At 70.7% G+C, this 12,624-nt stretch carries 8 protein-coding genes; 3 read left to right on the top strand and 5 right to left on the bottom strand.

The window, feature by feature from the left end; all coding sequences use genetic code 11:
- Positions 1-115 precede the first annotated feature (115 nt).
- Positions 116-850, top strand: coding sequence for a dienelactone hydrolase family protein (locus tag OG965_RS37970; protein ID WP_371656634.1), 735 nt, complete (start codon positions 116-118; stop codon positions 848-850).
- Positions 851-1,008: 158 nt separating this feature from the next.
- Here the strand turns inward: OG965_RS37970 and OG965_RS37965 are convergent, their stop codons facing one another.
- Positions 1,009-2,667 carry a protein kinase gene (locus tag OG965_RS37965; protein WP_371657166.1) on the bottom strand — a complete coding sequence of 553 codons (1,659 nt, stop codon included), beginning with the start codon at positions 2,665-2,667 and terminating at the stop codon, positions 1,009-1,011.
- A 227-nt stretch (positions 2,668-2,894) separates the two neighbouring features.
- Positions 2,895-4,763 carry a serine/threonine-protein kinase gene (locus OG965_RS37960; protein ID WP_371656633.1) on the bottom strand — a complete coding sequence of 623 codons (1,869 nt, stop codon included), beginning with the start codon at positions 4,761-4,763 and terminating at the stop codon, positions 2,895-2,897.
- A 498-nt stretch (positions 4,764-5,261) separates the two neighbouring features.
- Here OG965_RS37960 and OG965_RS37955 point away from each other — a divergent pair, with 498 nt between their 5' ends.
- Positions 5,262-8,363 (top strand): tetratricopeptide repeat protein, encoded by a 3,102-nt coding sequence (locus tag OG965_RS37955; protein WP_371656632.1) that lies wholly within the window; start codon positions 5,262-5,264, stop codon positions 8,361-8,363.
- A gap of 8 nt (positions 8,364-8,371) precedes the next feature.
- Here the strand turns inward: OG965_RS37955 and OG965_RS37950 are convergent, their stop codons facing one another.
- From OG965_RS37950 to OG965_RS37940, 3 genes are all read right to left on the bottom strand, one after another.
- Positions 8,372-9,238 carry a DUF4394 domain-containing protein gene (locus OG965_RS37950; RefSeq protein ID WP_371656631.1) on the bottom strand — a complete coding sequence of 289 codons (867 nt, stop codon included), beginning with the start codon at positions 9,236-9,238 and terminating at the stop codon, positions 8,372-8,374.
- A gap of 152 nt (positions 9,239-9,390) precedes the next feature.
- Complete coding sequence (locus OG965_RS37945; protein WP_371656630.1) at positions 9,391-10,185, bottom strand: hypothetical protein; 795 nt, start codon at positions 10,183-10,185, stop codon at positions 9,391-9,393.
- A gap of 187 nt (positions 10,186-10,372) precedes the next feature.
- Positions 10,373-11,473 (bottom strand): nuclear transport factor 2 family protein, encoded by a 1,101-nt coding sequence (locus OG965_RS37940; protein WP_371656629.1) that lies wholly within the window; start codon positions 11,471-11,473, stop codon positions 10,373-10,375.
- Positions 11,474-11,626: 153 nt separating this feature from the next.
- Here OG965_RS37940 and sigJ point away from each other — a divergent pair, with 153 nt between their 5' ends.
- Positions 11,627-12,565: an RNA polymerase sigma factor SigJ gene (sigJ, locus tag OG965_RS37935; protein WP_371656628.1), complete on the top strand. Its 939-nt coding sequence runs from the start codon at positions 11,627-11,629 to the stop codon at positions 12,563-12,565.
- Positions 12,566-12,624 lie beyond the last annotated feature (59 nt).

Below are 12,624 nucleotides of genomic sequence, written 5' to 3'. Positions count from 1 at the left end.
ACGAGGAGGTGGTACCCGTGAACGCAGTATCGACATGGGTGCTCCCCTCCGGGGCCACGGTCGGGCGATAGGTCGTCCGGGAGCGCCGTTCCGTGCACTCCCGAAAGGCACGACCATGCATTTCACTTCTGAACAGCGTCTCGACGACGGCGTCCTCGAACGCGAATTCAGCCTCGGCGAGATCCCCGGCATCCTGTGGACTCCCGTGTCCGCATCCGCACCGGCGCCGCTGATCCTGCTCGGCCACCCCCCGCTCGGGCTGCGCAAGATGTACCCCCGGCTGGTGGCCCGGGCTCGGCACGCCGCGGCGGATGGCTTCGCCACGGCCACCATCGAGCTCCCCGGAAGCGGCGACCGGCCCCGTTGGCCCGCCGCCGAGCAGGCCCGCGCCGATCTGCGCCGGGCGATGGAAGCCGGCGAGCCAGTCAGCGACGAGATCGTCGACGCCCTCATCCTCCCGCTGGTCGACAAGGTGGTCCCGGAATGGCAGGCCGCCCTGGACGCCCTCCTTTCGCTGCCCGAGATCTGCGGCCCGGTCGGGTACTCGGGCGGAGTGATCTCCATCGGCATCCGGCTGGCGGTGGTCGAGCCGCGTATCTCGGCCGCCGTTCTGTTCGCCGGGAGTTTCGTGCCCCGCGCCCTGTTCGAGGAGGCCCGGCAGGTCACCATTCCGCTGCACGTCCTGCTGCAGTGGGACGACGAAGGCAACGACCGGCAGGCGGCCCTGGACCTGTTCGACGCCTTCGGCTCCAAGGAGAAGTCCCTGCACGCCAACATGGGCGGGCACACCGGCGTCCCGCAGTTCGCGGGGGACGTCGCGGCCCGGTTCTTCACCCGGCACCTGAAGTGAGGCCAGGCCGTCGGGCCACCAGCAGACGGTAAGCCGTGTTGGCCAGGATGCCGTCATCGAGGACAGATCCCGGCCCTCCTCGATGGCGGTGGCCAGCAGATGCACAACCGCCCCGGCCGCGACCCGCAACGCACCCTCTGGTGAATTGCGGATCAGCCTCAGCAGCTGGCGAGTGTGCCGCCCGCCAGGGTGGATTTGTCGCTGAACAGCCAGCCTTCAGTGTTCGTGCCCTGGATGCGGGCGTAGATCCACTTGTTGCCCTGGGCGTTGGCGACGTAGCAGTGGTAGTAGACCTTCACTCCGGACTTGACCGCGGTCACATAGGAGCATGCCGCGTACGGCCCGGTGTAGAGGTGGGTGCTTTGGGACGCGTAACCGTAGCCGTCGCTGCGGTTCGAGTGGGCCCAGCCGGTGCACGCCGTCGACACCGGGACGGGCTCCTTCACCGTGGAACTGGGCTTTGCCTTCGTCGAGTTGGACGGGTCGACGGCCGACCCGCCTCCGCTGTTGCCGGGCTTCGGCGTGGGACCTGTCGCTCGGTCCCCGCCCTTCTTCGAGGGAGTGCTGGACGGCGTCGCGCTGGGGCCTATGCGCGTCAGGTCTCCCGGGGAGGTCGGGCCGTCGGTCGTGCCGGACATGTCACCGTCGGCGGGGGTACTCGCCGGGGAAAGCGCCGGGTTCGCCCCACTGCCCGCGTCGCCCCCCATGTCCACCAGAGCGTAGGCGACTCCGCCGCAGGTGACGACGGTGGCGGCGGCCACCGCGACGACGGTACGGGTGCGGCGCCGCGCGCGGACGGTCGTGGCACGGGTCTCGGAACGGCTGCCGTGACCGGCGGACATGCCAGGCGCCATGCCCGACGGCGGAGGGGTGCCGAAGGCGTCGGTCGGCGTGTAGGAGGCAACGGGCTGGGGGGCGGGCTGGGAGAACGGCGCGGCGGCGGGACCGAAGGCCGGCGAAGTGACGGGCTGGAGGGCCGGTGCCGGCGCGAGGTCCACCGTCCTGCCCCCGGCGACCGCCTCCAGCATCTCGCGCGCCTGCCCGGCGTCGGGCCGCTGCAGCGGGTCCTTGGCCATCAGCGCCTGCAGCACCGTGGTGAGCGGTCCGGCTCGCCGGGGCTCCGGCAGCTGTTCGCCGACGATCGCCGCCAGCGTGGACCACACCGACGTACGGCGGAAGGGCGAAGAGCCCTCCACGGCCGCGTACAGCGTCATGCCGAGCGCCCAGATGTCCGACGCGGCACCCGGCTCCCGGCCCTGTGCTCGCTCCGGCGGCAGATAGTCGAGGGAGCCGACGATCTGACCGCTCTGGGTCAGCTTGGCCAGGGCCTCATCGCCGGCGGTCTCCATGGTGGCGATACCGAAGTCGGTGAGCACGACACGGCCTCCCCCATAGCCTTCGGCATGGGCGGTACCCCCACGCTCAAGCAGTACGTTGCCGGGCTTGACGTCCCGGTGGAGGACCCCGGCCCGGTGTGCCGCGTCGAGCGCGTCCATCAGCTTGGCGCCGATCGCGGCCGCTTCGCGCGGGTCCAGCGGGCCGCGCTCCGCCAGCACGTCGTCGAGGGAGGGCCCGTCGACCAGCTCCATGACGATGACCGGCAGCCCCTGCTCCTCGACCACGTCGTGCACGGTGACCACACCGCTGTGCCGGATACGGGCGGCGGCCTGCGCCTCCCGCTGCATCCGGACCCGCAGATCGGCCAGTTCGGCCGGGGAAGCGTCGGTGTAGGCCCGCAGGACCTTGACGGCGACCTCGCGGTTCAGCAGCTGGTCCACCGCCCGGGCGACCACACCCATGCCACCGCGCCCGATCATCGCGGTCACGCGGTATCGCCCGCCCAGAACCTCTCCGACGAGCTCCGCGCCGTTCGCCCCCGTCACCTGTCACGCTCCGTTCGTCGCACTGTCCAAGATCCGCCAAGTGGCGGGCACCAGCCTAGGGGGTACACGTTCGGGCGGGTTCACACGGCCCGCCCCTCGGCGACGTCCATGGCGGCAAGACGGGCTGTTGCGGTGCGGGTGTCGTACTCGCAGCCTCCGAGCTACCTGTTGGCATCGGCGACCGATTCGATGGCGGCCTTCGCCGCTGTCGTCGCATCCCGCACCATGCTCGCGGAGTCGGGCGGGCGCGTGCCGGCGAAGCCCGTGCCACTGTCGTAGACCCTGACCACGACATTGCCCGTACGGACCACGAGCGTCGCGTCTTTGTAGTTGTGGTCGTTGGTCTTCGAGTCGGAGCTGATGGCGGTTACCTGGTCGCCGATGTCGAACACGGGCTCAGTCTTGATGTTCCAGGCGGCGGTACTTGTCCGGACGTCGGCGATAACGTTCGTGTAGGTGTCCTCGGCGTGCCTCTCGCCGCTGCGTGTGTCGGAGTCGTAGCGCCACAGGGCAACCGAGAGAAAGCGGAAGTGGTCGGTGTTATCTCTTCCGCTCCAGTAACAGCGGGCGCGGTCGGCCGTGTTGCTCGTGTCGGCCGTGCCGTTCCTGTCCGTCACACCGGGCACCAACTGCTCAAGCGTCCCTTCGGTGATCGTCTTGCATGCCTTGGGCAGCTTGGCGAACTTCACGGGGCCGACACCAGAGGGCTCTGTCGTGCTCGTCGAGGAGTCGGAGGGGGAAGAGGACTCAGAGGACTGAGAGTACGAGCCCGTCTGCTCCTGCCCGGGAGACTCGCCGCCCTTGCCATCGGAACCGGTCTCCCCCAGAAAGACCGCGAGTACCACGATCGCTGAGGTTGCCAGGGCAACCCCCAGTGCGGCCACCAGCGGTGGCACACGCCGATGGCGTGGTTCCGGCCTTGGACGGGGAGTGCCGAGGGACTCGGCATCGGCCGGTGCACGGTCGCGCGCTTGGTCGGTCGCCCCCTTCGGCTGCTCTGCCACGTCGGATCCACTGGCGGCGGAGGCAGGAGAGGACAGGACCGGGCCAGACGGCTCCGCGATCTGCGTGGGTGCCTGGTGCAGTACAGGTGGCGGTGCGGGAGCGTTGGGAAGTACGGGAGGTTGGCCCGGCGGAGGCGGGGGTGGAGTGGGGGGTGGAGTCGGGGGTGGGGATGTATCAGAGTGTTCCCGTACGAGCCGGGCGATCCGGTCGGGCATCCAACCGGGCTCAGTGAGTAGCAGCGTGGCGGCGGCCGTCTCATCGCCCTTGTCGCAGCCGCCGACCGTGGTCAGCCAGTTGAGCAGGGCGTCCACAGTGGGGCGCTGGTCGGGCTGTTTGGCCAGGCAGGCGGCCACCACAGGGCGCAGTTCGGGTGAGAGCGAGGCCAGGCTGGGCTGTTCGTATACGGCGCGAAAGTGCAGGGCGTGCGGGGTGCCGGTGCCGAACGGGCCGACTCCAGTGGCGGTATAAGCCAACAGCGCGCCCAGGGCGAAGACATCACTGGCCGGTCCGACCTGCTGGCCGGTGAGCTGTTCTGGGGACATGAAGCCAGGAGTGCCGATCGTCATGCCTGTGTGGGTCAGCACGCTGTCCTCGCTCGCCACCGAGATGCCGAAGTCGATCACCCTCGGGCCGTCGGCAGCGAGAAGCACGTTGGAGGGTTTCAGGTCTCGATGGACAACCCCGGCCGCGTGGATCGCCTCCAGGGCTTCGGCCAGACCCGCGCCCAGAGCGAGTACTGGCTGCGCCGACCAGGGGCCGTGCCCAGAGATCGCCTCGCCCAGCGAAACACCTGGTACGTATACGACGGCCAGCCAGGCGGGGGAGGCGTCCGGGTCGGCGTCGACCACGCCCGCGGTGAAGGCACCGTTGACCCGCCGGGCGGCGGTGACCTCGCGGGCGAAGCGGCGCCGGAAGTCGGCGTCCCTGGCCAGCTCCGGACGTACCACCTTCACCGCGACCAGACGCCCGCCGGGTGAGCGCGCCAAGTACACCTGCCCCATGCCGCCGGAGCCGAGCCGTGCCACGATTCGGTAGCGTCCCGCCTGCCGAGGGTCTTGCGGCTCCAACCGCTCCAGCGCTCCCACCCGATCCCCCCTGTCCCGCGACCCAAGGGCCGCTGTCAAGATGCCGAACCATTCGCGAGATGCCAGCTTTTACTCCAAAGCGTCGCCTTCGCGGACGACTACGAGGGCCTTGTGGAGTTCGCGGCAGCGGGCGAGCTTGACGCGCCCCGATGCTGCTCGGCCATCGCCACGACCACCGACCCCGCTGCCATGCTCACCGGAGCCCCCTCCCCCGCCGTCGCCGCACCGGACGCTTACCAGCATCGCGCCGCCTGTTCGGAGGAGCCATAGCCGAAGATGACCGAACATGGCTCGAACTGTCGCGCAGTGTGGAGGTCGTCCAGTTCAAGGGAGCCGCAGTGCCGCAGTGGGCCGGAATGGGCCTTCCGGATAGACCTCTGATGGCGATAGAGAAAGGGAAAGGTGAGGGAATCATGAAACGGCGGGGCGGGGAAGCTCATGCACGTTCAGGTACTCGGGCCGGTCTGCGCCTGGCGGGACGGCACACGCCTCCCCCTCGGTTCGCCCCAACGCCGCGCGATCCTCGCCCTGCTGGCCGTGTCCCGTGGACAGCAACTGCCGTACTCCGGACTCGCGGACGCCCTGTGGGGCGAATGGCCGCCGGCGACCGCGACAAACGTCATCCAGACCCACATCAAGCACCTGCGCCGACTGTTGGAGCCCGGGCGGCAGCCGCGCGCCCCCAGCGCGGTGCTGCCCCGGCTCGGCGACGGCTACGCGCTGCGCGTTCCGTACGGCGCCATCGATCTGCTGCGTTTTCGAGGCCTGGTCACCGCGGCGGAGACCGCACGGCGGGACGGCGGCCAGGAGCGGGCCGCGGCGCTGCTGGCCGACGCGGTCGGGCTGTGGCAGCAACCGCCCCTCGCCGACCTGCCGTTCCTCGCCGCTCACCCGATGCTCGTCGCACTGGCCGGGGAGCGTCGTGGCGTGATCGCCCAGTACGGCGAAGCCATGATCACGGCGGGAAGGAGCGCCGACGTGCTCCCCGTCCTGGAGGAGGCCGCAGCCGCGCAGCCCTTGGATGAGGACGCCCAGGCCCGACTCATCCGGGCGTACGAGACCGTCGGCCGACGCGACCAGGCGGTCGCCGTCTACCGGCGAAGCCACCGCCGACTGGCCGACGAGCTCGGTGTCGACCCCGGCCCTGAACTGTCCGAGGCCTATGCGGCCGTGCTGCGCCGCCGCACCGGGCGTCCTCGCGCTCCGACTCCCGACCATGGCCCCGGCCACGGCCACGGGCATGTCTCCGGCGGGGACGCGGTCTCCGGCCCAGTCCCGGTGGGTGTCAGCGCGCTCCCCGCGCAATTACCCGCGGACGTGCCCGACTTCTTCGGCCGGGACAGGGAACTGTCAGCCCTCGACCGGCTGTTGAGCAGGGCGGGCGGAAGTCCGACGGCGATGGCCGTCTCGGTGGTCTCCGGCACGGCCGGGGTGGGCAAGACCGCGCTGGCCGTCCACTGGGCGCACCGGACGCGGCACCGGTTTTCCGACGGCCAGCTCTACGTCAACCTGCGCGGCTACGACCTGGACCACCCCATGCCGCCCGGTGACGCCCTCACCCGGTTCCTCACCGTCCTCGGGGTGGCCGGTGACGCCATCCCGCCCGACGTCGACGACCGCGCGAGCCGGTACCGGACCGAGATGGCCGACCGGCGCATGCTGGTGGTCCTTGACAACGCCCTGTCCGAGGAGCAGGTCCGCCCGCTGCTGCCCGGCTCGCCGTCCTGCGCGGTCGTGGTCACCAGCCGGGACAGCCTGGCGGGCCTGGTGGCTCTGCACGGCGCCCGCCGCATCGGGCTGGGCCCGCTCGCGCTGCCCGACGCGGTCGCCCTGTTGCGGACGCTCGTCGGCGCGCGGGTCGACATCGAACCGGGGCCGGCCGCCACCCTGGCCGACCAGTGCGTACGGCTCCCGCTGGCGCTCCGGGTCGCGGCCGAACTCGCCATCGCCCGCCCGCCGTTGCCGCTGGGGGACCTTGTGGCGGAGCTGGCCGACCTGCAGCGGCGACTGGATCTGCTGGACGCGGGCGGCGACCCACGCGCGGCGGTGGAGGCGGTGTTCTCCTGGTCGTACCAGCATCTGCTCGCCCCCGCCGCCCGCACCTTCCGCCTGCTGAGCCTGCACCCCGGCCCGGAGGCCGACGCCCACGCCGTCGCCGCCCTGCTGGGCGACACACCGGGATCGGGCGAGGGGCCAGGCCACCCGCCGGGCGAGGAGCGGGCGGCCGTCGTCGGTGACGGCCCGGCCCGGGCCGCCAGGACACTGGCGCTGCTGGCCCGCGCCCACCTCCTGCAGCCCGCCCGGCCCGGCCGGTTCGGCACGCACGACCTGCTGCGCGCCTACGCGTACCGCCTGGCCCGTACGCATGACTCCGAGGCCGATCGGCAGGCCGCGCTCACCCGTCTCTTCGACCACTACCTGAGCACGGCAGCCGCCGCCATGGACGCCCTCTACCCCGCAGAGCGGCACCACAGACCCACTGTCGCGCCACCGGCGTACGCCCCTCCCATCGCCGACGACCCGGACGCGGCACGGGCCTGGCTGGACACCGAGCGCCCCACCCTGGCCGCCATCTGCGCGGTGGCCGCGGACCGCGGCAGCCCCGGGCACGCCGTACGCCTGGCCGCCCTCCTCTTCCGCCACCTCGACGCCGGTCACCACACCGAGGCGCTGGAGATCCACCGCCACGCCCTGAGCGCCGCCGAGGCGACCGGTGACCTGAGGGGCCAGGCCCATGCTCTGACCAACCTCGGTGTCGCGCACTGGCGGCTCGCCGACGCCGGACCAGCCGCGGACCACCTCGTACGAGCCCTGGGGCTGCACCGGCGGACGGAGGACCGCAAGGGGCAGGCCAGGACCCTGTCCAACCTCGGCAATCTCCACTGGCGGCTGGGCCGCCTCCGCGACGCCGCACGCGACCATCAACAAGCCCTCACCCTCTACCGGGAGACCGGGGACCAGGTTGGCCAGGCACGCACACTGACCAACCTCGGCAACGTCTGCCTGCGCCTCGGCCAGTACGAGGAGGCGGCCGACCACCAACGAAAGGCCCTCGCCCTGCACGATCTGACCGGTGACCGGATCGGCCGCGCGCGCACCCTCTCCCACCTCGGCAACGCCCTCCTGCGGCTCGGCCGGTACGAGGAGGCGGCCGATCACCAGCGGCAGGCCCTCGCCCTCTTCCGGCTCCTCGGGCACCACGGCGGCGAGGCGTACGCGCTGTCCGGCCTCGGTGACATCAGGCTGGAGCAGGGGGCGTTCGGGACCGCGGCCGATCACCATCGGCGCGCCCTCGAACTGTTCCGTGAGAACGGGGAACGCTACGGCGAGGCCTCCGCCCTCAACGGTCTCGCCGAGGCACTCCACGGCGGCGGCCACTACGACGAGGCACTCGTCCACCACTCCACCGCCGCGACGGTCGCGGCCGGCACCGTCGAGCACGACCAGCTGGCCCGCGCCCGCGCGGGCGCCGAGCGCGCCCGCCAGGCCCTTGCCACCCGTGAGCCCGCCGGGGGTGAGTGGGGGGCTCACCGTTACTGATCGGGGTGTCAGTTCGTGTCGAGTGCGATGGCTATGTCGGTGATGGCCACCGGGAACTGCCCCACGCTGACCGGGGACCCGGTGAGCACGTCGACGGTGTAGAGCGTCGACGTCGAGGCGCCCGCCGGAGTGAGCGTGGCGAAAGCCGAGAGCGAGGTCGCCCTGCCGTTGGTCAGGTCCGTGTGGATGTCGAAGCCCGCGTTGGCGCCGGCATCCAGGCCGAGGTTGCCGGTCGGGGCCAGCGTGCCGTTGTTGGCCGGCGACTGGATGACGACCTGGTCCAGGGGCGTGTTGATGGCGAACAGCGTGGTCGCGGTGTTCGGGTCCAAGTCGTTGTTCGTGTAACCGGCGGCGGTGACGCCCCTGGTCGGCCCGTTGATGGGCGGGGTGGTCAGGACGGTGTCCTCGGTCGTGGAGTGGTTGGCGAGGTTGTGCCGCAGGTTCTGGCCGTTGTCGCTGATCACACGCAGCCGGTCGGCCGCGGGGTTGAAGTCGACCCCGAAGTTCGTGCCGTACAGCGCGACACTGAGCTGGGAGACCTTGGTGACCACCACATCCGGTGTCGCGGGCGGGGTCTTGATCGTGTAGATGCCGCCCTTGTTGCCGACGCCGTACATCAGGCCGTCCTGCACGCGGAAGTCGATCCCGATCAGGGCGGTGTCGCCGCTGAGCCCGGTGACGAGCCGGAACCAGTCGAGCACCTGTGGTCTGTCGGTGGTGAACGTGGCCATTAACGTGCCGTCACTTGAGATCCCGAATGCCCGCAGGCTGGGGGTCGCGGCGGAGCTGGCGCTCGGGGTTCCCACAGCGAGTGCCGCCACGGCGGTCGCGCCCGCGACGGCCGCGGCCATCCTCTTCTTGATTCCAGCTTTCATGGGTTGTTCCTCCCGGTGAGCGTGTGGCGCGGTATAGGGATTGCGGCACGGTCCGCTTGGCGGACCATCAGCCGGCGACCACAAGCTATTCGGCAGGACTGGACGTCCACTGGACGGTGATTGAACTGCTCACACACCTCACCGACGAGCACTCAGGTTTCCGCCACGTAGGTTATTGGTGCCGGCAGGACGCGAGTGCAGTAGACGTCCAGGCCTCTCGCGACGATGACCAGGAGCAGGCCGGCGATGAGCGGAACCATCGTCGGATCGAGCCATGGGACGGCAATCGCCATCGCCTGCGCGGCTGACTGGAAGCCGCCTTGGGCAAGGGTCTGCGCGGGCGCCACCGTGATACGCCCCTTCACAGCGGGCGCTCCAACGGCGCTTGCCACCGCGGCCCCAACCTCCGTGTCGTTCTTGCACAGATACCTCCGGGCGCCCAGGGTGATCGCCCGGAACAAACCCCGCTCACTCTGTGCTTCGCGCAAGAACATGGCAACCCGTGCGACCTCGGGTTCCATCTTCGGTGGCAGCCAGTCCAACTCGCCTATCGGTTTTTCCAGGCGTAGAAACCCCTCAAGAAGCCGGTACTGCCACAGTTCGGGGTGTGGGGTCTCGGGAGGCGTGAGGACCCAGGCCCGGCTCGCCCCGGTCTGCGACGACCAGTTCCTGAGCTCAGGGGTCTGTGAATGCGGTCGGACCCGGGGATCCACCGGGTCGGCGAAGGGCTCTTTGACAGTGATCCCAATGAGCCGCCCGACGCGCCACACCGCGTCGCGCGTCTCGCGCACACCCCTGTTCTCGGCGGTGGTATGGCCCTTCACCGGGGTGTCATCGGCAAACAACTCGTCCAGGGTCATGCCGTATTCAGCCTGGGCGAGGCCTTCCAAGTCTTTGATCGCCTGGGCCAGGGCTTCATCGGTGATTGCTGGAGTCTGCTCGGGCATCGACGCCCCCTGTCCTCGCCCCGACATAGCCGCGAGGGCGGCTGAGGCGCCGGGGCCCTCTCAGCCGAGAGTCCCGCTGTTCCCCAGCCGCGTCCACCCCCCTGCCCACTACGAAGTCACCGTCCGGATCGCCGCCATCCATGACTGGCTCTGAGCCCGCGAGTCAAACGGACCCTGGAAGCCCGGGTCAGTATCCGATGGCTTCTCGCAGAAGCAGCACGGTGCCGCGCCCTGGGCGGGATTCCGCGTTCAGGATGAGCAGGTGGTTGACGGCGCTGGGCGTCCCGTACACCGCCTGGGCGCGGGCGTTCTCCAGCGGGAGGGCGTGCTCCTCTACGCGGCGCAGCGCTGTGCTCAGGTCAGGCACCACCTTCTGCGCGCCGACGATCCAGACCGCGTGGGCGGCGCCGCCCGCGTTGGCAGGGAGTTGGCTGCCGCTGGCCGAGGCAAGCACGAGCGAGCCGGTCTCGGTGACCGCAGCGACGCTGTTGACGACGAATTCGGGGCCGGCGACCAGCCTTCGGATCTCGTCGGCGCCGGTGGCCCGGTCGACGGCCAGGACGCGCGGCCTGATGGCGTCGTACCGGCCGCCGGCGTTGATGTCCTCGTCGATGCCGGACAGTCGGAGGGTCTCGCTGGCCCCGGTGAGCACGCTGGCGCCCTCGGGGACCAGGTCCTTGATGCGGGCGCGCGCGGCCGCGGCGTCGTCGAGGATCTCGGCGGCGAAGCCGCCCGCACGCAGCGCGGCGGCCACCCGCTCCAGTCGTTCGGCCGATGCCGGGGCGGCGAAGGATGCGGCTGGAGCCGGGGTTGCCGTGGCCTCTGCCGGGTTGTTCCCGGGGCCCTGCGCCACGTGGGGCGCCGTGCCCGCCAGCGGGGAGGTGTCGAGGTACCTCACCTCGTACACCCGCTCGGCGAACTTCCAGCCCTCCGCGGTGCGCTGGTAACGGTCGTGGTAGACGGCGTAGTTCAGTCCCTGGCGGCCGTCGAGGGCGCGCCCGAGTTCTTGGATGTAGGCGCGGCCGGTCGCGGTGTCGCCGTCGAGCAGAATCGTGCCGGGGTGTGTGGTCTGTACGAAGAAGTCCCACTGCCTCTGCAACCGCTCGCCCCCGGCACGGATCTCCTCGCGGCCGACCTGCTCGACGGGGATGTTGGGCATGCGCAGGGCGCCGTCCGGTGTGAACAGCGACGCCAGGCGAGGTCGGTCGCGCATCATCGCCGCATCGGTGAACTCGCCGCGCAGCGCCTCGATCTCGACGCGGTCCGCGATGGCCTGGAAGTCGTTCATCGAAGTCCCCTATCCGTCCGTCTTGTTGTCGTCGTCACCGGTACGACCACGCAGCCCTGCGGAATGTGAGGCGGCGCGTCGGCGTCACATTCCGGTGCGCTGTCTTGTCGTAACGGGTAGAGGCCAGAAGCGAGCGAGGGAGACGGCCAAACCATGACCACTACAACCGAGCGCGGCGGCGATCAGAGCGATCCGGGCCTCAGCGCGATCATGAGCGAGCGGCGCCGGCTGATCAACCTCGCCTATCGACTCCTCGGGTCCCTTGCCGACGCCGAGGACGTCGTGCAGGAGACCTACGCCCGCTGGTACGGCATGTCCGCACGGGAGCAGCAGGCCATCGCGTCGCCCGGCGCCTGGCTGGTGACGGTCGCCAGCCGCATCTGCCTGAACCTGCTCGGCTCGGCGCGGGCCAGGCGGGAGACGTACGTGGGCGCCTGGATCCCGGAACCGCTGCCCGAGCCCACGGAGTGGATCACCGGGCGCTCCGGCGTCGGCGGGGTCGACCCGGCCGATCGGGTCACCCTCGACGAATCCGTGACGATGGCCTTCCTGGTCGTCCTCGATTCGATGACCCCGGCCGAGCGCGTCGCGTTCGTCCTGCACGACGTCTTCCGCTACCCCTTCGGCGAGGTCGCCGAGATCGTCGGCCGCACTCCGGCGGCGTGCCGCCAACTGGCCTCGTCCGCCCGCCGTCGTATCCGCACGGCGCAGACCCCTGCGGGCCCGAGTACCGGGCAGGCCGGCGTCGTCAGGCAGTTCAAAACGGCGTGGGAGGCCAAGGACATCAACGCCCTGATCAGCCTGCTCGACCCCGACGCCACCGCGACCGCCGACGGCGGCGGGTTGGCCGTCACCCACCTGCACCCGATCGTGGGCGGTGAGCAGGTCGCACGTGCCTACGCCGAGATCGCCCGTGTGTCGGGCGACCGTACGACGTTCCTGGAGTGCACGGTCAACGGCCTGCCCGGCTTGGTGGCGCAGCAGGACGGCAACATCGCGACCGTGTTCGCGTTCGAAATCGCGGGCGACCGGGTCAGGCGTATCTGGGCGGTGCGAAACCCCGAGAAGATCCGTCCCTGGCGGCTCAGTTGAGGAGCGATCCGAAATACCGCAGCGATCGGACTGCCAACCGCTGACACCACCCCCGCTCA

This window comes from Streptomyces sp. NBC_00224 (genome assembly GCF_041435195.1).
GTDB lineage: Bacteria > Actinomycetota > Actinomycetes > Streptomycetales > Streptomycetaceae > Streptomyces.
The sequence above is the reverse complement of the archived record's forward strand: the minus strand, read 5'-3'. Positions and strand labels throughout refer to the sequence as shown.

Coding starts and splice junctions, on each gene's coding strand:
- OG965_RS37950 (WP_371656631.1), bottom strand. CDS start 9,238: ATGAAAGCTGGAATCAAGAAGAGGATGGCCGCGGCCGTCGCGGGCGCG.
- OG965_RS37965 (WP_371657166.1), bottom strand. CDS start 2,667: ATGATCGGGCGCGGTGGCATGGGTGTGGTCGCCCGGGCGGTGGACCAG.
- OG965_RS37940 (WP_371656629.1), bottom strand. CDS start 11,473: ATGAACGACTTCCAGGCCATCGCGGACCGCGTCGAGATCGAGGCGCTG.
- OG965_RS37945 (WP_371656630.1), bottom strand. CDS start 10,185: ATGCCCGAGCAGACTCCAGCAATCACCGATGAAGCCCTGGCCCAGGCG.
- sigJ (WP_371656628.1), top strand. CDS start 11,627: ATGACCACTACAACCGAGCGCGGCGGCGATCAGAGCGATCCGGGCCTC.
- OG965_RS37970 (WP_371656634.1), top strand. CDS start 116: ATGCATTTCACTTCTGAACAGCGTCTCGACGACGGCGTCCTCGAACGC.
- OG965_RS37955 (WP_371656632.1), top strand. CDS start 5,262: ATGCACGTTCAGGTACTCGGGCCGGTCTGCGCCTGGCGGGACGGCACA.